Raw genomic sequence first — 20,912 nt, forward strand, 5'->3', positions numbered from 1 at the left:
GCAGCACGGCGCCTCCCAGGCCAACAACGCCCGCCCGTCGCTGTGACGCGAACCACCTGCTCCCCAATGGCACAGAAGATCGGAGCGCTCGACCATGGCCAACACCGCGGTGGCCAACCTCGACCCCAGGCTGACCCCCGCCGAGCTCGCGCAGCGGCACGGGCTGAAGGTCGCGAACGACAGACCACCCCTGCGCGAGTACACCCGCCAGGTCTGGGCATACCGGCACTTCATCACCGCGTATTCCCGAGCGAAGGTAACCTCGTCGCTCAGCAACACCCGGCTCGGCCAACTGTGGCAGGTACTGACCCCGATCACCAACGCGGCGGTCTACTACCTGATTTTCGGCGTGATCCTGTCCCAGGGACGCGGTATAGATAACTTCATCGCCTACCTCTGCACCGGTGTGTTCGTCTTCATCTTCACCCAAACCGCGGTGGCGAACGGCACCAGTGCGATCAACGCCAATCTCGGGCTGATCCGGGCCCTGCACTTCCCGCGAGCCGCCCTACCCATCACGGTCACCCTGGTGCAGCTCCAGCAGCTACTCATGTCGATGGTGGTCCTGGCCGCCATCGTGCTGCTCACCGGCGAGCCGATCACCCTCCGTTGGCTACTGCTCGCCCCGATTCTGTTCCTGCAGACAATCTTCAACATCGGCCTCACCATGGTGATGGCACGATTCGGCTCCAAGGTCACCGACCTCAAGCAGATCATGCCGTTCGTGCTCCGTACCTGGCTCTACGCCTCCGGCGTGCTCTACCCGGTATCGCTGCTCCGCGATCACCTACCAGACTGGGCCGCGACCCTGATGGAGGCCAATCCGGCACTGATCTACATCGAGCTGGCCCGGTACGCCCTACTGGAGTCGAACCGAGATAACCTGGTCGCCGCACCCATGCAGCTCTGGGGGACGGCCCTGGCCTGGACACTCGTCGTCGGCATCGGCGGATTCGTCTACTTCTGGCGCGGGGAGAAGGAGTATGGACGTGGCTGAGCAGACCCAGGCCCCAACGGACCCCAGCACGGTGGACTCGCAGCGCGTTCCCACCGTCATCGCGGATGACGTCCATGTGATCTATCGAATTCACAAGGGCGCCGCGGCCAACACCGGCGCCACCGCCGCCCTCAAACGCATCGTGTCTCGCACCAGCACTCCGAACATTCGCGAGGTACACGCGATCAAGGGAGTCAGTTTTACTGCCTACCAGGGCGAGGCCATCGGTCTGATCGGTAGCAACGGATCCGGCAAGTCGAGCCTGCTGCGAACCATCGCCGGACTACTCCCGCCGGCCCGGGGTGCGGTCTACACGCTGGGACAGCCCTCACTACTCGGCGTGAACGCGGCCCTGCTCAATGACCTCTCTGGCGAACGAAACGTAGCGCTGGGCTGCCTGGCGATGGGAATGTCTCCGGAGCGGGTCAAGCGCATCACTCCAGAGATCATCGAATTCTCCGGCATCAACGAGCGGGGGGATTTCGCGTCCCTGCCGATGCGCACCTACTCCTCCGGGATGGGGGCACGGCTGCGCTTCGCCATTGCCGCCGCGAAGGAGCACGACGTGCTGCTCATCGACGAGGCGCTGGCCACCGGAGACCGGAAGTTCCGGGTCCGTAGTGAACAGCGCGTCCGCGAGCTACGCGCAAATGCGGGCACGGTCTTTCTGGTCAGCCATTCACTCAGCTCCATCAGGGACACCTGCGAACGAACCATCTGGCTTGAGGGCGGCGTGCTGAAGATGGACGGCCCGACCGACGAGGTCTGCCGGGCGTACGAAGGAAGGTAGCCACCCTGGCGAAGTGCGTCATCAGTCGATTGGTTGACGGCGCACTCCGACCTACTCTTCACCGGCCGGTTTCGGGCGGCGGCCCCGGCCACCAGCTGGCACACCCCAGGACCGGTGGCTACGCCCTCAGGTTCACCCCGTACGTCGAAGACAGGCATCAGCCTATGGGTGCTGCCCACCCTGAGCTATCGCATCGATAATTCGCTTACGGTGAACCCGGGTCGTCAAGCAAGCCGGGTTCCGGGCTCTCGGCGCGGGCGCTCCCGCGGCAACCTGCCGCCGGTCGTGGTGGGCCCCGGCCTTCGCACCGGCGACACGGCACGGCGGCGGGCACCGAACCTGTGGGGGTTCGGTGCCCGCCAGGCGCGGTCGGTCAGGCGGAGTAGCCGCGCGTCGCGGCCCAGTTCGCCAGGGCGATCGTGGTCATCCAGTACGAGCTGGTCGCTGGATTCGCCGAGTCGGCGATCTGCACCAGACGACCATCGTCGTCGTATCCGACCACAGCGACGTAGTGACCGCCCGGGAAGGAGTGCCATCCGCCGGCGGTGTCGGTGGCGGAGCCGGCGATGTTCACCACCACGCTCCGGTCCTCGGAGATGGCCTTGACCACGTCGGCCTGAAGCTGGTCCATCTGCGCCGGGGTGGCCGAGCCGCCCGAAATCATCCGGGTCTGGTAGGGCTCCCCTGCCACCTCGGCATTGAGCACCCGCGTGGTGTCCTCGGCCGAGTCGGTGCCGAACTGGTCGGTGCCGAGCGGGCCAGCGAGTTCATCCTGCGTCCGCGCAACGCCGGTAGCGCTGAGGGCGTTCCGGACGGCGGCGGGGCCGCAGTAGTAGAAGTTGATCTGCGCTTGGTAGTCATACTCCAGCACCTTGGACGTCGGTGGCTCCGGTGCCGCCTCCTCGGTCAGGTCCGGGTCTGCCGTTGGCGCACTCGGCTCAGCACTCAACGGCTCAGCACTCGGCTCAGCAGTCGACGGCTCAGCAGTCGACGGCTCAGCACTCGGAGGCGCGGCGTTGACCGCGACCGCCTCTGGGCCCGAGTCAGCGAGGTCGCTGCCGGCCTCGGAGGCGGCGGTGACGGGCACCGGCGAGATGGAGTCCTCGTCGCCGCCAACGGCGAGGGCGCCGGCACCGGTGGCCAGTACGAGGACGGCAGCCGAAGCGGCGGCCAACTGGTACGGGCGCTCCGGGGTCAGACGGCGGAGCTGTCGTTTCAGGCGATGTTTCACGGGTTCCTCCACAGGCTGTCGGGGGGCTGTGGCGCACCGCGCCGTTGGGTGGGCAGGCAGAGGTGGGCCGCACGGATCCGAAATTCGTGCGCCGGTGGCCACGAGGGGAGTACGCCCGGTCAGTCGCCGGGCTGTGCGGGATGGGTCAGCGCCCGGCGGTAGGCCGGACGGGCACGGACACCGCAGCACCGTATCGGCGTAATGCCCACTGAGCGGAATAATGCTGCACTAAAAGACTCCTTCCGATACCGCCGACCGGGTTAGCTGACGGATTCGGACGGGAAGTGCGCCCTACCGCGAAACTCGCGGATTCACCCCAGGTAGAACGGGTCCCCGGTTCGCCTTTCGGCAATTGAGCGGGTCGGCACGGCGTCGCCTCCTGCGAACGTTGACCGCACCGGACGCGCCGACACTACTGGCCAGCCACAACACTGCCAACCCTCCCTGACCTACTAAAACATTGATCATGGCAAAAATTTTCGGACAGTGTCTCCGGCTCCGAATCAATGGGACGGTGAGCGGTCACGGCACTTCTGGTCAGGAACAGGACGGTTCACCGAAATCTGCGACAGGATTACTGCGTTGGTCGAACAGTCTGAGGCGCTTGACCGGTTCGGTCAAACTATGATCGACCTCATAGAGTCGGGTCCACGCGAGCCGCAAGGCGACCGCAGTACCGGCGGCACCTTCGCCGAATCCAGCCCCTGGACATACCCCCAGGTCGCCGACCGGCCAGGACTGGCCGACCTACCAACGCAGCAGGGCACCCTTCGGTTCGCCCTCCGGCCGGGCCGGACCAGCACGAAGCCATCGAGAAGCCGAAGGATTCCTGAACCAAGCCGTCGAACAGCGCTTCTGGCTGGCCGGATCTCCCCACCGGTGGCGTTGCCCCGCGATCAGGAAGGCGGCGCGTGGCGGGGTCAGCCCCGGCTCGACAGTCTCTCCTCGCGATCAGGACCACGCACTCCAGGTCGTCCGGGAACACGGGTGGGCCCTGGCCGGGCGACACCCCTGCCCTTGCCCCAAAGGGAGGGGATCTCATGTTGTCCCTATCGGGTAGGACGGGCCGAGTCGCGAAGAACCTTTTTCTTAACCTAGCGCTCCAAAACCGTTCAAGGAAATCTCATCCCGTGCACCAACAGTCCGCCACTCGTTCCCGCTAACCTCTCCGGGTGGTCACCAATACTCGACAGCCACTGCTGAGCGTGATCGTCCCCGTATATCGCGTTGAGGAATATTTATATGATTGCCTCGACTCGATCCTTGGTGGGCTGAACGACGCCGACGCCGCCGACGTAGAGGTGGTCGCGGTTGATGACGCCTCTCCCGACCGATGCGGCGATTTGCTGCACGCCTACGCCACCCGCCGACCGGCGACGCGTACGGTCACCCTGCCGAACAACGTGGGGCTCGGCCTGGCCCGCAACGCTGGGCTGAAGGCGTCGACCGGCCGATACGTCTGGTTCGTGGACAGCGACGACTGGCTGCCGCCAGGCTCGGTCTCAGCGGTGTTGGAGCGACTGCGCGCCGATCGACCGGACGTGCTGCTACTGGACCATCTCCGCGTACACCACGACGGCCGCGAAGAGCCCGACGCCAGCAGCCCGCTACTCCGGGGGGTGGACCGCTGCGTCCGGCTGACCGAGCGCCCGGAGCTGCTCCGAGTCCAGCACACCGCCTGGAACAAGGTGGTCCGCCGCACCTTCCTCGACAACCTGGGCCTGCTTTTCTTCCCCGGCTGGTACGAGGACATCCCATTCAGCCACCCGCTGCTTATCTCGGCGGAGCGGATCACGGTGCTCAATCGGGTCTGCTACTACTACCGACTGGGCCGACCCGGCGCGATCACCGCCACCCCCAGCGAACGACACTTCGACGCGTTCAACCAATACAATCGACTATTCGAATGGTTGTCTACCGCCTACCCCCAGGAGACCAAACTGCACGCCGACCTGTTCGGGTTGATGGTCAGTCACCTGCTCGTGGTGGTGGGCAACGACCATCGAATGCCCGCGAAGCTGCGTCGCCCCTTCTTCCGTGAGGCGGCCACCCAGTACCAGCGCTACCGGCCGGCCGGCGGCTATCCTCGCCCCGGCGGGGTGCGGGGCCTCAAGCATCGCCTCCTTGCGGCGAACAGCTACCTGCTCTACACCGCGCTGCGCACCGCGCATCGGCTCGCCAGGCGGCCTCCGTCGAAGGCCAGCACCGTCCCGCCTGCCGGCCGTACGGCGGTCTCCGCCGAGCAGCAGCCTGACCCACTGACGGCTTCCCGATGACCGCCACCCTGCGTCCGGCCGACTCCGGAGACCTCGACCGGATGCGGCGCTGGCGCAACCACCCCCAGGTACGCGGCACGAGCCTGACCCAGCACGAGATCGCTCCGGAGGAACACCTGGCCTGGTGGTCGGCGGTGCGGGACGAGCCCGACCGCCGGGTGCTCATCTATCTGCACGGTGAGAGGTCGGCCGGCGTCGTGACCTTCACCGGTGTCGCCTCCCAGGACAAGGCCCTGACCTGGGGGTTCTACCTGGACATTGTGGGCCTTGAGGAACGCGGTGAGCTGCTACCCGCCTGGATCGGGCTGCAGCAGGCCGCGATCGAGCACGCCTTCGGGTCACTCGCGGCCCAAACCCTCGGCGGCGAGACCCTGGCCGACAACCAACCAGTACTGGCGCTACACCGCCGCTTCGGGTTCCGGGTCATCCGGCGCTATGAACGGGACATTGACGGTAGACCGCACCAGGTGGTGTGGACAGAACTGAGCAGGAGAGCATGAGCAGCACAGTAAAGATCGGGCCACACCTGGTCGGGCCCGGCGAGCCGCCACTCGTGGTTGCCGAGGTTTCCGGTAACCACAACGGCAGCCTGGACCGGGCACTGGAGATCGTGGACGCGGTGGCGGCGAGCGGCGCCCAGGCACTCAAGCTGCAGACGTACACACCGGACACCATCACCATCGACCACGACAGCCCGGCCTTTCGTATCTCCGACGGGCATGACCTGTGGGGCGGCGAGAACCTCTACCAGCTCTTTCAGCGGGCGCACACGCCGTACGAGTGGCATGGGCCGCTCTTCGAGCGGGCCCGCCAGCACGGACTGACGGTCTTCTCCTCGCCGTTCGACCACACCGCGGTGGAGCTGCTGGAGGAGCTGAACGCTCCGGCGTACAAGATCGCCTCGTCGGAACTGGTCGACCTGCCGTTGATCCGGCTGGTCGCGAGTACCGGCAAACCACTGGTCATCTCCACGGGGATGGCCACGATGGCGGAGATCGACGCCGCGGTCCGGGCGGCCCACGAGGGGGGTGCCGATGGCGTGGTGCTCCTCGCCTGTACCGCCTCCTACCCGGCGCCTCCGCAGGACAGTAACCTGCGCCGCATACCGGTGCTGGCCGACGCCTTCGGCTTGCCGGTCGGCCTCTCCGACCACACACCCGGGATCGGGGTACCAGTGGCCTCGGTGGCGTTGGGGGCCTGCCTGGTCGAGAAGCATGTCACGCTGGCCCGGGCCGACGGGGGCGTGGACTCGGACTTCTCGCTGGAACCGGCCGAGCTGGCGGCGCTGCGGGTGGAGACCGAGCGCGCCTGGACGGCGATGGGCAGTGCGGTGGTCGGCCCCACCCCCACCGAACGTGAGGGCCTGCGCTTCCGCCGCTCGCTGCACGTGGTCGCCGAGGTGCGGGCCGGAGAGCCGGTTACCCGCGCGAACATCCGGTCCATCCGACCGGCCGGGGGGCTGCACCCGGACGAGTTGGACCGGGTACTCGGGCGCACCTTCACCCGGGACGTGGAACGCGGCACCCCGTTGGGCTGGGAGCAGATCTGATCGGACTCGAAGGGGCCCGAGGTTATGATCACCCGGGCCCCAGCTGTCCTCAGCAGTTGACCGTGACCAGCCGCACGAACTCCCGCAGCAAATCGTGGCCGTCCCACACCGGAGCGAAGGTCAACGCCGCGCCGAACGGCACGATCCGGTCTATTCCTCGTCCCCCCAGGCTCCGGGCCAGCGCCGTCAGCTCGTCCCGAGCAAAGCCGAAGTGGGTGAGGGTCTGGTCGCGGCGACGCACGAACGGCACCAGCTCCGTCAGGTCCGACACTGTGACGAAGGGGAAGGTGCCGGCGCCCAGCCAGTGCCGCGGGGTGGCGGAGACCTCGGCCAGTTCCAGGGTTGCCAGGGCATTGCGGTGGAAGACCATCCGCCGCACGCCCCCGTCGGCAGCCAGCCCGTACGCACCGACCCGCTGCTCCACCGCCATCGCCGCGTCCACGTCCCAGCCGCGCTCCCGGACCACGCCGTCCAGCAGGGCGACGAACTCGGCGCGGACCTCCTCAGCCTGCTCCGCCGCGCCGACCAGGAAGACGGTACGTGGCGAGGCGCAGGCCGCCTGATCAAACCAGTACGCGTCGTTGGCGAACGCGTTGGCCGCGTCCCGCCGCCGTTGCGCCGACGCCGCCGCCCAGCCGGACACCGACAGCATGGCGAAGGAGGACCGGTCAGGGAAGGTGAGGTCCCGGGCTGCCGGCGCGAGTGGATGCCGTCGAAGGTTCTCCACCGCCCGGTCCCCGCCCCAGAGGACGCGCAGGTCGCTGGTGGCGCTCAGCTCGGCGGTCACCGCGTCATCGTGGCCGTAGGTGACCATGTGCTGGGTACGCGCCACCACCGGGTCAGCCTCGGCGAGGCTGGCGTTGAGCACCTCGAGTACCGTCTCGGCGGCCGCCGCGGACCGCGGCGACACCCGGACCACGTTGGTGTTACCCGCCAGCGCGGAGAGCGCCCACGAGTAGACGAAGATGGTGTCTACATTGGCCGGTGGGACGTGGAACACCCGCCCGCGGGGGAACACGAGCGTGTCCGGCCCAAGCGTGGAGTGCAGCCGCTCGATCGCGCCCAGCAATTCCCGACGGCGGAGGAAGAAGCCGAGGGACCCCAGCTCGGGGTGCCGCCGGGCCAGCGCCGGAGTGAGTAGCCGGTTGGCGACCGTGGCCAGGAAGTCCACCATCCGCGGATCTCCGACGGCCAACGGCTCCGCCTCGTCCGGTGCCAGCAGGTCCGACACGGAGATGGTCTCGCCGACGGGGAAACGCATCCGTAGCGTCATGGCGTACCTCCCGGATAGGTGTCGCTGCAGCCACGCGCCTCAGCGCGGGGCAACCGGCCGAGCACGCCGAAGCGCTTACCGGGCCAGTGCCCGTCGTCGATTCCATGCACCACGCCAAGGTCCTCGGTGAGCAGCACCTGCCCGGGGTACGAGGTGGGCAGGGTACTCAGCACCTCGATGATCCCTGGCGTGCCCACCGGCGCCTCCTGCCAGGTCACCGGGTCCCGGATGATCACATCGGCGAAGTCCGGGCAGTAGAGCGAGCCGCCCTCCGGCCCCTCCAGGAAGACGGTGCCGATCTGCTCGACCATCCCGTAGAAGTTGTGGATCCGGGTCAGACCGGTGTCCACGCCGAAGCGGCGACGGAACTCGGCGTTGTCGACCGCCCGGTCGGCGAGCTTCTTCCAGCCGCCGGAGTGCACCAGGATGCCCTGGGAAAGGTCCAGTCCGTGCTCGCGGGCCACCTCGTAGAGGTAGGTCCAGACCATGAAGGTGAACCCGAAGATCAGGAAGGGCGTACGACCGTGCCGGTCCAGGAAGGCCCGCAGCGCCTCGACGTCCGGTCGATCGTCGGCGTCAAGCAGCCAGTGGTGGTCCCGACCGAAGTTCACCATGCCGAGGGCACCCGCGCCCCGCGCAGAGTAGGAGCGGCGGTCGCCGACCACGCCCCGACCCTCCACCACCAGCATTGGCAGCCGGCGCGGGCCGAGCACCGTCGCGAGGGTCCGGGCGAGCATCCGGGACTGGGTGGCCGCCGCCGCGCGATCGAGGTGGATCCGGCTCACCTCGCCGGTCGTTCCGCTGGAGGTGAGCACCCGGATCACCTGATCTTCCGGAACACTCACCAGCTTCCTGGTCTTGAACAGCCGGACCGGCAGCCAGGGCAGTTCGGCCACAGTCGCCGCCTCGCCGCGCAGATCGAGTGCCTCCAGGATCCGGGCGTACGGCGGGCAGGACCGCCGATGGTGCGACACCAGGGCGTTCAGCTCGTCACGTAGTTGCTTCTCCTTGTCGGGCTGGGGCAGCGTGAACACGTCGGTCAGCACTGGTCCTCCAGGGCTCGGTAGTCAGGCTTTCCGGTGGCGGTCAGCGGCAGCGCGGCAACGCTGCGGACCAGGATGCCGGAGGAGTGGGTGCCAAGCCCCGCGGCGGCCTCGGTCCGAATCCGGGCCAGTCGGTCGTCGTCGGCGCCCTCAGCGACCAACACCAAGCGGTCTGGGCCGGCCACGGCGGCGACCGGGCCATGCTGCGCGAGGGACCGCTCGACGTCGTCGAGGTTTACCCGCACCCCAAAGATCTTGGCGATCCGCTTGATCCTGCCGGTGAGGTACAGGAATCCCTCGTCGTCCAGCCGGCCGAGGTCGCCGGTACGCAGCACCCCGCCCAGATCATCGCCCCGGGCCAGGTCCGCGGCGGTCTCGGCGTACCCCATCATGACGTTGGCGCCCCGGTAGACGATCTCGCCAGTGCGCCCCGGATCGGTCGTCTCGGTTCCGTCGCCAGGGTTGACAGTGATCGCACCACCGTGCACCGGAACACCCACCGAGCCGAGCTTCGCGGGCAGTCGGTCCGCGGGCAGCACGGTCATTCGCGCGGTGGCCTCGGTCTGCCCGTACATGACGAAGAACCGGCCACCAACCGCGGCCATCCGGCGATGGAAGTCCTCGACCAGGTCGGGATTCAGCCGTCCACCGGCCTGGGTGAGCGTCCGTAGCCGGGGGTGGCGGACGGGGTCGAAGCGAAGCCGGCGCAGCATCTCGTACTGGTATGGCACCGCGGCCAGCGAGGTGACGTGATACCGGTCCAGGCTGGACCAGAAGTCCCGCGTGGTGAGGGCGTTCTCCTCGACCACCACGGTGGCGCCAGCGTAGAGGTGGCTGGTGAGCACCGACAGCCCAAAGGTGTAGTGCAGCGGCAGGCTGGTCGACGCGACCTCGGCACCATCGATCCCCAGCGCCGCGCTGATGGCCGCGGCGTTGGCCAGCACCGCCGCCTGAGAGAGCCGGACCAGCTTGGGGCTGCCGGTCGAGCCGGAGGTGGTCAGCAACAGCGCCAGCTCCGGGTGCGGGGCCGGCCCGACCTCCCCGGTGCGGCGCTGGTAGCCGCCCAGCCGCTGGTCCGGCCCGGGGCGATACCCGGGCAGCAGTTCGGCATCGCTGAACAGCACCGCCGGGCGGAACCGACCGGCCAACTCGGCCAGCCGCTCCTCGTCGATTCGCGGATCGACCAGGGCGATCGGGCGACCCGCGTGCAGCGCCGCGAGGAACCGCAGCACCGCGGGGACCGTGGTGGGCATGGCGGCCAGCACTGTTCCGGGCGGCTCCCGGTCCAACCCGGCGGCCAGCTCGGCAACCCGGTCCTGCAGGTCGACGCCGGCGAGCATGGCACCGTTGGCCGCATCCACCAGGCGAGCGTCGGGGTGCAGCAGGCCGGTCACGGGGTGAGACCGCCGTCCACTCCGACCACCTGACCGGTCACGAAGCTCGCCGCCGGATCCAGCAGGAAGGCCACCACCTCGGCGACCTCCTCCGGCTCCCCCAGCCGCCCCAGCGGGGTGGCCGCGACCCGGGCCGCGCGGCCTTCGGCGTCCAGGTCAGCGAGGAGGTCGGTACGGATGAAGCCGGGCGCCACCGCGTTGACCCGGATCCCCGCCGGGCCGAGTTCCTTCGCGGCGGACCGGGTCAGCCCTTCGATCGCGGCCTTGCTGGCGGCGTAGACGGCTTGGCCCGCGGCACCGGCCGTACCAACCACTGAGGCGGTCAGCACCGCCGCGGGGCGCTGCCCCCGCCGCAGCAGCCGAACGCCCTGCTGGAGGGTGTGCGCGGCACCGGCCGCGTTGACCGAGAAGAGCCGTTCGATTGTCGGATCGGCGACAGAACCAAGTAGACCCGCCGCGTGCACGCCGGCGTTGACCACGAGCGCGTCCAGCCGCCGCCAGCGCTGGAACACGAGCCGGATCAGCGCGCGGACCTGCTCCGGGTCCGCGACGTCACCGTGCACCGCCAGATGCGGGCCGCCCGGCAGCGCCGCGGCGACCTGCTCGGCGTCGCCGATGGTTCGGCCGTGAACGGCGACAGCGTGGCCCGCCGCGGCCAGGCGGGTCGCGATGGCCCGACCGATCCCCCGGGTCGATCCAGTGATCAGCGCATACCGCGGGTCCGGCAGTTCAGATGGCGAGGACGACACCATGCTTCTCCAGAATCTGCTGCGCGCGGTTGAAGGAGCTGAGGTCGATCACCTCGTCAGTGTCGAGCATCACCCCGAACTCGTCCTCGATCGCGGCGACCAGGGACATGTGCGCGAGCGAGTCCCACTGCGCGTTACCCCGATATTCCAGGTCGTCTACCGGAAATTCATTCGGAATTTCCAGGGAATTCCGAAAGACGCTTCTAAGCCGTTCGAGTTCCACCGCGACACTCCTAACCGCCCGACGCACCCGGCCGGGTCGACGGCCGAGTGTAGCTGAGAGAGTTGCGTCAAACGTGAGCGCCAAACTGGACTGCTGCGACCGCCCGAAAAGCTGCTAGCATTCGCACGGCCAACGGCGAAGTGCAGCATCGGGAAGCGACGGCGCCCGACCGGTCACGCCCCAGCGCTAACCACATACCCCCACGCGCGGCAGCCGCATGAGCAGGAACGGAGTACCAAAGTTGAGCGTGTTAGACGGTTCGTCCATTCTGATCACCGGAGGAACCGGCTCCTTCGGCAAGGCATTTCTCCGAAATATTCTCACCCACGCGTCACCAGCTCGGGTGGTGGTGCTCTCCCGAGACGAGCTCAAGCAGTACGAATTACGTCGGGAACTCGGCAACGACCCGCGGCTACGCTGGTTCCTCGGCGATATCCGGGACCGACACCGACTCACCCGGGCAATGCATGGAATCGACTTCGTGGTGCACGCCGCCGCCCTCAAACAGGTCGATACCGCCGAGTACAACCCCTCGGAGTTCATCGCTACCAACGTCACCGGCTCCCAGCACGTCGTTGATGCCGCCATCGAGGCCGGCGTGCAGAAGGTCATCGCACTCTCCACGGACAAGGCATCCAGCCCGATCAACCTGTACGGGGCGACAAAGCTCGTCGCCGACAAGCTCTTCATCTCGGCCAACCACTACGCCGCCGGCCACCCGACCCGCTTCGCCGTGGTCCGCTACGGCAATGTGATGGGCAGCCGTGGCTCGGTGGTGCCGCTGTTCCGGCGACTCGCCGCCGAGGGCAGGAGCCTGCCCGTCACCGACAAGCGAATGACCCGGTTCTGGATCACGCTGGAGCAGGCGGTCCAGTTCGTCCTGGACTCGTTTGAGCAGATGCAGGGCGGCGAGCTGTTCGTGCCCCGCATCCCCAGCATGCGCATCCTCGACCTGGTGGAGGCGGTCGCCCCAGAGGCCACCACGCACGAGATCGGCATTCGCCCCGGCGAGAAGCTGCACGAGGAGATGATCGCGCCGGACGACAGCCGCCGCACGCTGCGCGCCGCCGACCGGTACATCGTGCAGCCGACCATCGCCACCTGGGGCTACCAGCCTCCGAGTGACTGTGAGCCGGCACCAGACGGATTCGCCTACCAGTCGGACAGCAACGACCTCTGGCTCACCCCGGACCAGATGCGCGACATGCTCGGAATCACCGCGTGACGACGATGCTCCCGTACGGCCGGCAGTCCATCATCGAGGACGACGTGACCGCGGTCGCCGCCGTCCTCCGTGGGGACTGGCTCACCACCGGCCCCCAGGTGTCGGCGTTCGAGGACGACCTGGCCCGCTGGACCGGCGGAGTCGGCTGCGCGGTGGTCGCCAACGGCACCGCCGCGCTGCACACCGCCTACGCGGCGGCCGAGGTCGGTCCCGGAGACGAGGTGGTCGTGCCGCCGATGACCTTCGTGGCCACCGCGAGCACCGCGGTGGCCCTCGGCGCCAAGGTGGTCTTCGCCGATGTCGAGGAGGAGACCTTCACCCTGGACCCGGCGGCGGCGGCCGCCGCGGTCACGTCCCGGACCCGGGTGGTGGCGGCAGTGGACTACGCCGGTCATCCGGCCGACTACGACGCCCTCCGTCCCGCCCTGTCCGGCAGCGACGCGCTCCTACTCGCCGACGCCGCACACTCCATCGGTGCCGCCTACCGCGGGCAACCGGTCGGCTCGCTGGCTGACCTGACCACCTTCTCGTTCTTCCCCACGAAGAACCTCACCACGGCGGAGGGCGGCGCGGTCGCGGCCACCGACCCAGCCGTGCTGGAACGTGCCCGCCGGTTCCGCAACCACGGCCTGGTCCGGGACCGGGCCGAGCAGCGCTGGCCGGACGAGGGCGGCTGGCACCAGGAGGTGTCCGAGTTCGGTCTCAACTATCGACTACCCGATGTCCTCTGTGCGCTGGGCCGCAGCCAGCTGCGCCGACTCGATGAGTTCCGCACCGCCCGGGAACGGCTCGTCCGACGGTACGACGAGGCGCTCGCCGACCTGCCCGGTGTGCTGCCTCCGACCCGCCGCTACTGGGCCCGCCCAGCCTGGCACCTGTACCCGATCCGGGTGCTTGACGGACGGCGGCGCGAAGTCTACGAGCGGATGCGGGCCGCCGGCATCGGCGTGCAGGTCAACTACCTTCCGGCGCACCTGCACCCGGTCTTCGCCGATCTCGGCTACCGGCGCGGATCCTGTCCGGTCGCCGAGGCGTTCTACGACCAGCAGCTCTCCCTTCCGTTGTACCCGACGCTCAGCGACACCGACCAGGAGCGGGTCGTTGACGCCCTCACCACCGCGCTGCGGGCGCCGGCGCCGACCACTGCTTGTTGAGACGGAACCGATGCATCACGCCAACCACTTCTACGGCCACGCCCACGTGCTCGCCCGATACTGCGGGTTCGGCGATCGGCACCCGCCCCGGATCAACGGCTATGTCCAGCACGGCTGGAACATCGGCGACGGGCTGGCACCCGGCCATCCGTACGTCGAACGAACACCGAGCCTGCTCTGGTCCGCCCAGACCCGTCGCCGGGCCTGGGCGGTGGGACGGCGAAACGTCGTCGTTGTCGGGGCGCCCTTCATCTACCTGCTCGCGCTGCGTCCGCAGGATCCCCCACTGGCGAAGGCCATGCCGACGGCACGGGAGGGCACCATCTGGTACCCGTTCCATGGCTGGGAGGGGCAGCATGTCAAGGGCGACCACAAGGAACTGATCGCCCGGATCCGGGACACCGAGCCCGGCCCGGTGACGGTGTGCCTCTACTGGCACGAATACGGCATGCGCCGGGTACGTAGACTCTACGAGAAGGCCGGCTTCCGGGTCATCTGCCACGGCTACCGCGGCCACTGGTGGCGGGACACCGACCCACTCTTCCTCGACAAGCAACTCACCGAACTGCGTCGGCACCAGCGGGTCGCCTCCAACCGGCTGACCAGCGCCATCTTCTACGGCATCGCCGCCGGGTGCGAACCGGCGGTCTACGGTGACCCGATGGTGCTTGCCGACGAGGATCCGACCTTCGGCGGCACGGCCCGGATCCGCAGACAGTGGCCGGAACTTCACGGCGAGTCGGTCCGGCTCTCCACCGCCGTCGAAATCGCCCGCGCCGAGTTGGGCACCGACCATCGCTGCGCCCCGGCCGAGCTACGCGAGCTGCTCGGCTGGGCGCATCTTCAGGAGAACGACCTTGACGACTGACACTGACCAAGCCCAGCAGATCATGCTGCCCGGCGGCGAGATGCTGGCGTGGTCCGACCTACCTGCCGAGGAGCCGACCGACGGCGGACCCCTCGGCGTCCTCGGCGCCCGGGTGGTGCCGGCCGGTGCCCGGGTACTACTGGCCGGGCCGCACGCGCCCGGCTTCCTCGACCGACTGGCCCACGCCGAGGTGACCTGTCTGCTCCGCAGCCACCTGGACGGGGTGGCGCTGGCCGAACACGCGGCCGAACTCCCGGTACGAGTGATCGTCGGCGGCCCGGCCGGGTTGCCCGCCGACGAGACGTACGACGTGGTTATCGCCATGTCCGGACTGGATTCGGTGGAATCCATCGAGGGAGCCCGTCTCGGTTGGGATGGCGTGCTGGCCGTGCTGGCCGACCGGCTGCGTCCGGGCGGGACCCTGCTGCTCCGCATGGACAACCCCGTCGGTCTGCACCGGATCGTTGACGTGTCCCCTTGGTATGCCGCCCGGGACGACAACCGGTGGACCGTGGAGGGGGTGCTGGACGCCGGCCACCCCGCCAACCTCGACCAGCTACGCCGCCGTCTCGTCGATGCCGGCCTCACCCCAGGCGCCTTCTTCGCGGCGTATCCACACCCGAAGGCGATAACCGCCCTGGTGGCTACCGAGGAACTCGACCAGGGGACCTCCTCCGGCCTGCTCGACGCAATGCTCCACAATGCCTGCGCGGACGGGTACGCCGACAGGTCGGTGCTTCAGGACCCGGCCCGGCTGGCGGTTGACGCGCTGCACGCGGGGCTGGCCTCGGGGCTCGCCCCGGCATGGGTGGGGTACGCCCGGCGCAGCCCGCTTCCGGCGGTGGAGCCGGCCGACCTGCCGGTGGCGCTGGTCCAGACCGGCCCACTCGACATGGGGGGAATCGAGGTGGTGACCGCCGGGCAGGATTGGCACTGGCGGCTCACCCAGCCGCCGCTGCGAACCACGCCGGAGACCGGCCCGGCGTACCGGGACCCCGGGGCGTTGACCGGGCCGATCCCGGCTGGTCGCCTCCTGCGCACCCTGCTGTTGGACGCGTGCCTGCGGCAGGACCTGGACCAGCTGCGTGCGTTGCTCTCCGGATACGCCCACTGGCTCGACTCGTGCACCGTCGCCGGCCAGATCTCCGGCGCACCGGCGCTGGCCGGGGTTGACAACGTGGTGGTGGACGGGGAACGGTTTGCCGTACTCGACCCGAGCTGGCAGGCAGCCGTCCCGCTTCCGGTGAACGTCGCACTGGCCCGCGGTCTCCGACGGTTCGCCGCCATCCTGCTGACCGGCGGCTACGCCCACCCTTGGTCTTCCACTCTCGACCTGGCTGGGCTCACCGTTGTTCTTGGCGGGATGGCTGGTCGTAACCTCGACCGAGCCACCGTGCGGGTGGCGGTGGAGACCGAGGCGGCGCTCATCGCCGCCCGAACAGACCTGAACCCAGCGGGCCAGGAGGAGCTCCGTGACCAGTTGGAGGCGCTGGAGCCGGACTCGCCGCCACCCGGCCAACGAAGCTACCAACAGCTACACGAGGCGTGGCTACGCCAGCGCGAGGAACTCAATCGAATCCAGGCGGTGCTGCGCTGGACCGAAGACCTGATCACCAGCCGGGAGCGGGCACTACGCCGAGCTGACGCCATGATCAAAGTGCTGAGCGGATCGGTCAGCTTCCGGCTCGGTCGGCTGGTCATCACCCCGGCCCGCTGGGCCAGACGGGCCGTCAGGGCGCTGAAGCGGCGCCTACGCAAGGCGCCTAACCAGCGGGCGGTACGGGGTGGGCAGCAGTGAGCGGCATCGTCGGCGTCGTCCAGGCTCGGATGGGTTCGTCCCGGCTTCCCGGCAAGGTGCTCCGTCCACTCGCCGGACGCAGCGTCCTCGGCCGGGTGGTCCGGGCCGCCCGGGAGAGCGAGAAGCTGTCTGGCCTCGTGGTGGCCACCAGCACCGAGCCCGATGACGACGCGGTCGTGGACGAGTGCGCCAAGCTCGACGTCGCCTGCCACCGCGGCCCGGTGGACGACGTCCTCAGCCGCTTCATCGGCGCGTTGGACACGCACCCGGGCCACGCGGTGGCCCGCTTCACCGCCGACTGTCCCCTCCTCGACCCGGAGATCATCCGACTCGTCGCCGACGTCTACCAGGCGGTCCCCGGCCTCGACTACGTCAGCACCTCAATCGCCCGAACCCTGCCCCGCGGCATGGATGTCGAGATCATCCAGGCGGACGCGCTGCGGACCCTGCACCGGATCGCCACCGAGCATCATCGGGTCCACGTCACCTCGTACGCGTACACCCATCCGGAGATGTTCCGGGTGCTCGGGGTGACTCTCACCCCGGACCGCTCCGACCTGAGGCTCACCCTCGACACCGAACAGGACCTGGCCCTGGTAGGCGCGATAGCCGACCACTTCGGTGACGTCACCGTGCCGCTGGCCACGCTCGCTGACTGGTTGGCCGACCACCCAGCGCTGCGGGCCCTCAACGCCGACGTCCGGCAGAAGCAACTGGAGGAGGCGTGAAGACCCTCCGGGTCGGGTTACGCTGCGACGCCGGCGCGCGTCGCGGCGTCGGCCACCTCATCCGCTGCCTCGCCCTGGGCGAGGAGTTTCTCGCCCGAGACGCCCACGTCACACTGCTCGGCAGCGTGGCCGACGTGGACTGGGCCGCCCGCCAACTCGCCAACCAGGGCATCCCGCACCACCCCGGACCGGACACCCCGCGCGAGTTGGTGGCGGTGGCCCGCGAGCACCAGTTGGACGTGCTGGTCCTGGACTCGTACGAGCTGGACCCGGCCTGCGCCGGGGCGCTGGGGGCGGCGGGCATTCGTACCCTCGCCGTGGTGGACGGGGACACCCGCGGGCAGGACGCCGACCTGTACCTGGACCAGAACCTCGGCGCAAGCCGTCACGCAGCGGCCCACCGGCTACTCGCCGGCACCAACTACGCCCTGCTCCGCCGGGAGATACTCGACCGACGACCAGCCGCGCCCCGCCCGCCGACGCCGACCGCTCGACCCCGGGTACTCGCCTTCTTCGGCGGCACCGACGCGTTCGGCGCCGCCCCGCCGCTGACCCGGCTGCTACTCGCCACCGGACAACCGTTGGACCTGACCGTGGTGGTCGCCCGCGACCCGATCGGGGCGGAGTTGGCGACGCTACGCCCGGCCCCCCAGCAAACGGTGCGGACGGTGCCGCCGACCGACACGTTGCCGAACCTGATCGCCGCGGCGGACCTGGTGGTCTCCGCCGCCGGCACCTCCACCTGGGAGCTCTGCTGCCTCGGTGCCCCCGCGGCGCTGGTCTGCGTGGTCGACAACCAACACGACTCGTACCACCGGGTGGTCCGGGCGGGTGTCGCGGCCGGGCTCGGCGAGCTGACCGAGCTGACCGCCACCGGACCGGCCGGAAGCTCCGCCCGCACCAGCGCCGTCCGGACCCTGCGCAAGCTGCTCGCCTCCGCCGAGCACCGGGCCGAACTCGCCGCACGGGCCTGGGCCATGGTGGATGGACGAGGCCGGGCCCGCGTGGCTGATGCCGTCCAGGCGCTGGTCGCAGCGACCGCGCCGGCCGGCCAACGGTAGGTCAGTCGCGGTCGATCTGATGGCCGATCACCGCGGGGCCGAGGAGCACGGCGAAACCGCTGCCGTCGCGGCGTGGGTCGGCCGCCGGTAGCTCCACCGGCTCGCCGTTCGCTGTGGCACCGGCCGGACGCGGACCGACCCAGGCGACGACCACCTCGGTCTCCCCCTTGAGGAAGCGCTGGGAACGTACACCGCTGGTCGCCCGCCCCTTCGCCGGGTAGGCCGCGAACGGTGTCACCTTCACCGTGGCGCCGGTCGAGGTGACCACCATCGGCTCGCCATGGGCGGGGTCGTCGGTGCGGACCGCGCCGAAGTAGACCACCCGCGCGGCGTCCGGAAGGCTGACTCCGGCGACGCCACCGCCCCGCAAACCCTGCGGACGGACCAACCCCGCCGGGTAGCGCAGCAGCGACGCCTCCGAGGTGACGAAGGCGAGGCTCTCTGCTCCGTCGGTCAGCCAGGTCGCCCCGACCACCTCGTCCCCGTCCCGGAGGGTGATCACTTCGAACTCGTCGGCGCGCACCGGCCAGTCCGGCGTGGCGACCTTCACCATTCCGTGTCGGGTGCCGAGCGCCAGCCCCGGCGAACCCGCCGCGGACGCACCTAGCGGCGCGATCCCCACCACCGTCTCCCCCGGCGCCAGCGGCACCAACTCGGCCGCGGACATCCCACCGCGCAGGGAGACCGTCCCGGACTGCTCAGGTAGCACCGGCAGCGGCAGCACGTCCACCTTGAACGCCCGGCCGCCACTGGTGACCAGCAGTACCCTGCCCCGGGCCGTGGAGTGGGCGACGGCGCGGACCGCGTCGTGCCGGACCCGGCCATGCCGGCGATGTCCCTCGACCGCCTCCTCCGACTCGGCGGCGGTCCGGGCGACCAGCCCAGTTGACGAGAGGATCACCTGGCAGGGGTCGTCGGCGACCTCCAGCGGGCCGGCCGGCGCGGACGCGGCGAGCACCTCCTTCAGATCCCCGTCCACCAGGGTGGTGCGGCGCGGCGCGGCGAACTGTTTCACCACCGCGCCCAGTTCACTGGAGACGACCTTCCGCAGGATCTTCGGATCGTCCAGGAGCCGGGACAACTCGGCGATCTCGCCGCGTAGCTTCTCCTGCTCGGCCTCCAGTTCCAACCGGTCGTACCGGGTAAGCCGGCGCAGCGGTGTGTCAAGGATGTAGGTCGCCTGGATCTCGGAGAGCCCGAAGCGCCGCATGAGCCCTTCCTTCGCGGCCTGCGCGTCCTCGCTGCCCCGGATCAGCTTGACCACCTGGTCGATGTCGAGCAGCGCGACCAGCAGCCCGTCCACCAGGTGCAGCCGTTCCTCCCGCCGACGCTTCCGGTACGCGCTGCGCCGGGTCACCACCTCGTACCGGTGGGACAGGAAGACCTCCAGTAGGGCCTTCAGCCCCAGGGTCTGCGGCTGACCGTCCACCAGTACCAGATTGTTGACGCCGAACGACTGTTCCAGCGGGGTCAGCCGGTAGAGGTCGGCGAGGAGTACCTGTGGATTCACCCCGACCTTGCACTCGATGACCAGCCGGGTGCCGTTCTCCCGGTCGGTGAGGTCCTTGACGTCGGCGATCCCGGTGAGCCGCTTGGTCTTCGTGACCTCGTTGGTGACGGCGGCGATGACCTTCTCGGCGCCGATTCCGTAGGGCAGCTCGACGACGGTGATCGCCTGCCGGCCGCGGCTGCCCTCGATCGGGCCGATCTCCACCTTGGCACGCATCCGCACCACGCCACGGCCGGTCTCGTAGGCCCGCCGTACCTCGTCCAGGCCGAGCAGCAGCCCGCCGGTCGGCAGGTCCGGCCCCGGCACGAACTCCATCAGCTTGTCCAGCGTCGCGTCCGGGTGGTTGATCAGCCAGCGGGCGGCGGAGACCACCTCACCCAGGTTGTGCGGGATCATGTTGGTCGCCATCCCGACCGCGATCCCCGAGGCACCGTTGACCAGCAGGTTCGGGAAGGCAGCCGGCAGCACGGTGGGCTGGGTCAACGAACCGTCGTAGTTCGGCCCCAGGTCGACGGTCTCCTCGCCCAGCTCACCGACGAGCAGCATCGCCTCCCGCGACATCCGGGCCTCGGTGTAGCGGGCCGCGGCCGGGCCGTCGTCGGGGCTACCGAAGTTGCCGTGCCCGTCGATCAGGGGCGCGTTCAGGGAGAAGTCCTGCGCCAGCCGGACCAGCGCGTCATAGATCGCCACGTCGCTGTGCGGGTGGTACTTGCCCATCACGTCGCCGACCACCCGAGCCGACTTGACGTGCCCCCGGTCCGGGCGGTGGCCGGACTCGTACATCGACCAGAGGATGCGCCGGTGCACCGGCTTGAGCCCGTCTCGGGCGTCCGGCAGGGCGCGGGAGTGGATGACCGAGAACGCGTACTCCAGGTAGGAGTCGGAGACCTCGGTGACCAGCGGATTGTCGAAAACCCGGGCGCCCGCCTGATCGAACGCGGACAGGTCGACCTTCGGGCCCTTGCGGCGTGCCATGACTCAGCTTTCCCCTCGGACTGTTTCCGTGCTCGTGCCGGTGCCCACGTGATCCGCGGCCGGTCCGG

Annotated in this window: 18 protein-coding genes and 1 riboswitch; of the genes, 11 read left to right on the top strand and 7 right to left on the bottom strand. The window is 69.3% G+C overall.

Annotated features, from left to right (window positions below):
* Positions 1-94: 94 nt before the first annotated feature.
* A complete protein-coding gene (locus tag B118_RS0110310; RefSeq protein ID WP_018826558.1) occupies positions 95-997 on the top strand; it encodes an ABC transporter permease in 903 nt (300 codons plus the stop codon).
* The gene (locus B118_RS0110315) at positions 984-1,787 is read left to right on the top strand and encodes an ABC transporter ATP-binding protein (RefSeq protein ID WP_018826557.1); all 804 of its coding nucleotides are present in this window, start codon (positions 984-986) and stop codon (positions 1,785-1,787) included. The genes B118_RS0110310 and B118_RS0110315 overlap by 14 nt, the downstream gene beginning before the upstream one ends.
* A 373-nt stretch (positions 1,788-2,160) precedes the next feature.
* Here B118_RS0110315 and B118_RS0110320 read toward each other — a convergent pair whose 3' ends face one another.
* Positions 2,161-3,030: a C39 family peptidase gene (locus tag B118_RS0110320; protein WP_028192731.1), complete on the bottom strand. Its 870-nt coding sequence runs from the start codon at positions 3,028-3,030 to the stop codon at positions 2,161-2,163.
* A gap of 222 nt (positions 3,031-3,252) precedes the next feature.
* Positions 3,253-3,387: riboswitch (cyclic di-AMP (ydaO/yuaA leader) on the bottom strand.
* An 803-nt stretch (positions 3,388-4,190) separates the two neighbouring features.
* Between B118_RS0110320 and B118_RS0110325 the strand changes: the two genes are divergently transcribed.
* The 3 genes from B118_RS0110325 to pseI are packed head-to-tail and all read left to right on the top strand — an operon-like array spanning position 4,191 to position 6,843.
* Positions 4,191-5,294 carry a glycosyltransferase family 2 protein gene (locus B118_RS0110325; protein ID WP_018810261.1) on the top strand — a complete coding sequence of 368 codons (1,104 nt, stop codon included), beginning with the start codon at positions 4,191-4,193 and terminating at the stop codon, positions 5,292-5,294.
* Positions 5,291-5,794 (top strand): GNAT family N-acetyltransferase, encoded by a 504-nt coding sequence (locus B118_RS0110330; protein ID WP_018810260.1) that lies wholly within the window; start codon positions 5,291-5,293, stop codon positions 5,792-5,794. The genes B118_RS0110325 and B118_RS0110330 overlap by 4 nt, the downstream gene beginning before the upstream one ends.
* The gene (pseI, locus tag B118_RS0110335; RefSeq protein WP_018810259.1) at positions 5,791-6,843 is read left to right on the top strand and encodes a pseudaminic acid synthase; all 1,053 of its coding nucleotides are present in this window, start codon (positions 5,791-5,793) and stop codon (positions 6,841-6,843) included. Before B118_RS0110330 ends, pseI begins: the two co-directional genes overlap by 4 nt.
* A gap of 49 nt (positions 6,844-6,892) precedes the next feature.
* Here pseI and B118_RS0110340 read toward each other — a convergent pair whose 3' ends face one another.
* From B118_RS0110340 to B118_RS0110360, 5 genes are read right to left on the bottom strand one after another with little or no spacing between them, the layout of a single operon-like run.
* Positions 6,893-8,116, bottom strand: a complete 1,224-nt coding sequence (locus B118_RS0110340; protein ID WP_028192732.1) for an acyl-CoA reductase — start codon at positions 8,114-8,116, stop codon at positions 6,893-6,895.
* Positions 8,113-9,162: a LuxE/PaaK family acyltransferase gene (locus tag B118_RS0110345; protein WP_028192733.1), complete on the bottom strand. Its 1,050-nt coding sequence runs from the start codon at positions 9,160-9,162 to the stop codon at positions 8,113-8,115. The genes B118_RS0110340 and B118_RS0110345 overlap by 4 nt, the downstream gene beginning before the upstream one ends.
* Positions 9,156-10,553 (bottom strand): AMP-binding protein, encoded by a 1,398-nt coding sequence (locus tag B118_RS0110350; RefSeq protein WP_028187635.1) that lies wholly within the window; start codon positions 10,551-10,553, stop codon positions 9,156-9,158. The genes B118_RS0110345 and B118_RS0110350 overlap by 7 nt, the downstream gene beginning before the upstream one ends.
* Positions 10,550-11,302, bottom strand: a complete 753-nt coding sequence (locus B118_RS0110355; RefSeq protein ID WP_018220341.1) for an SDR family NAD(P)-dependent oxidoreductase — start codon at positions 11,300-11,302, stop codon at positions 10,550-10,552. The genes B118_RS0110350 and B118_RS0110355 overlap by 4 nt, the downstream gene beginning before the upstream one ends.
* Positions 11,283-11,525 (bottom strand): acyl carrier protein, encoded by a 243-nt coding sequence (locus tag B118_RS0110360; protein ID WP_018220342.1) that lies wholly within the window; start codon positions 11,523-11,525, stop codon positions 11,283-11,285. Before B118_RS0110360 ends, B118_RS0110355 begins: the two co-directional genes overlap by 20 nt.
* Positions 11,526-11,772: 247 nt before the next feature.
* Between B118_RS0110360 and pseB the strand changes: the two genes are divergently transcribed.
* From pseB to B118_RS0110390, 6 genes are read left to right on the top strand one after another with little or no spacing between them, the layout of a single operon-like run.
* Positions 11,773-12,750, top strand: a complete 978-nt coding sequence (gene pseB / locus B118_RS0110365) for a UDP-N-acetylglucosamine 4,6-dehydratase (inverting) (RefSeq protein WP_018220343.1) — start codon at positions 11,773-11,775, stop codon at positions 12,748-12,750.
* 5 nt (positions 12,751-12,755) lie between these two features.
* A complete protein-coding gene (locus tag B118_RS0110370) occupies positions 12,756-13,904 on the top strand; it encodes a DegT/DnrJ/EryC1/StrS family aminotransferase (protein ID WP_196231339.1) in 1,149 nt (382 codons plus the stop codon).
* Between the two features lie 10 nt (positions 13,905-13,914).
* The gene (locus B118_RS0110375; protein ID WP_018810252.1) at positions 13,915-14,772 is read left to right on the top strand and encodes a hypothetical protein; all 858 of its coding nucleotides are present in this window, start codon (positions 13,915-13,917) and stop codon (positions 14,770-14,772) included.
* 22 nt (positions 14,773-14,794) lie between these two features.
* The gene (locus B118_RS0110380) at positions 14,795-16,570 is read left to right on the top strand and encodes a class I SAM-dependent methyltransferase (RefSeq protein ID WP_043541164.1); all 1,776 of its coding nucleotides are present in this window, start codon (positions 14,795-14,797) and stop codon (positions 16,568-16,570) included.
* Positions 16,567-17,298: a cytidylyltransferase domain-containing protein gene (locus tag B118_RS0110385; RefSeq protein WP_018810250.1), complete on the top strand. Its 732-nt coding sequence runs from the start codon at positions 16,567-16,569 to the stop codon at positions 17,296-17,298. The genes B118_RS0110380 and B118_RS0110385 overlap by 4 nt, the downstream gene beginning before the upstream one ends.
* Positions 17,295-18,359, top strand: coding sequence for a PseG/SpsG family protein (locus B118_RS0110390; RefSeq protein WP_028192735.1), 1,065 nt, complete (start codon positions 17,295-17,297; stop codon positions 18,357-18,359). Before B118_RS0110385 ends, B118_RS0110390 begins: the two co-directional genes overlap by 4 nt.
* A gap of 1 nt (position 18,360) precedes the next feature.
* Here the strand turns inward: B118_RS0110390 and B118_RS0110395 are convergent, their stop codons facing one another.
* Entirely contained in the window at positions 18,361-20,844 is a 2,484-nt protein-coding gene (locus B118_RS0110395) for a DNA gyrase/topoisomerase IV subunit A (protein WP_018810248.1), read from the bottom strand.
* Between the last annotated feature and the right edge of the window lie 68 nt (positions 20,845-20,912).

The organism is Salinispora pacifica CNR114 (genome assembly GCF_000514775.1).
In the GTDB taxonomy this organism is placed as follows: Bacteria; Actinomycetota; Actinomycetes; order Mycobacteriales; family Micromonosporaceae; genus Micromonospora; species Micromonospora pacifica.

Coding starts and splice junctions, on each gene's coding strand:
- B118_RS0110310 (WP_018826558.1), top strand. CDS start 95: ATGGCCAACACCGCGGTGGCCAACCTCGACCCCAGGCTGACCCCCGCC.
- B118_RS0110315 (WP_018826557.1), top strand. CDS start 984: ATGGACGTGGCTGAGCAGACCCAGGCCCCAACGGACCCCAGCACGGTG.
- B118_RS0110330 (WP_018810260.1), top strand. CDS start 5,291: ATGACCGCCACCCTGCGTCCGGCCGACTCCGGAGACCTCGACCGGATG.
- pseI (WP_018810259.1), top strand. CDS start 5,791: ATGAGCAGCACAGTAAAGATCGGGCCACACCTGGTCGGGCCCGGCGAG.
- B118_RS0110340 (WP_028192732.1), bottom strand. CDS start 8,116: ATGACGCTACGGATGCGTTTCCCCGTCGGCGAGACCATCTCCGTGTCG.
- B118_RS0110370 (WP_196231339.1), top strand. CDS start 12,756: ATGCTCCCGTACGGCCGGCAGTCCATCATCGAGGACGACGTGACCGCG.
- B118_RS0110375 (WP_018810252.1), top strand. CDS start 13,915: ATGCATCACGCCAACCACTTCTACGGCCACGCCCACGTGCTCGCCCGA.
- B118_RS0110380 (WP_043541164.1), top strand. CDS start 14,795: ATGCTGCCCGGCGGCGAGATGCTGGCGTGGTCCGACCTACCTGCCGAG.
- B118_RS0110395 (WP_018810248.1), bottom strand. CDS start 20,844: ATGGCACGCCGCAAGGGCCCGAAGGTCGACCTGTCCGCGTTCGATCAG.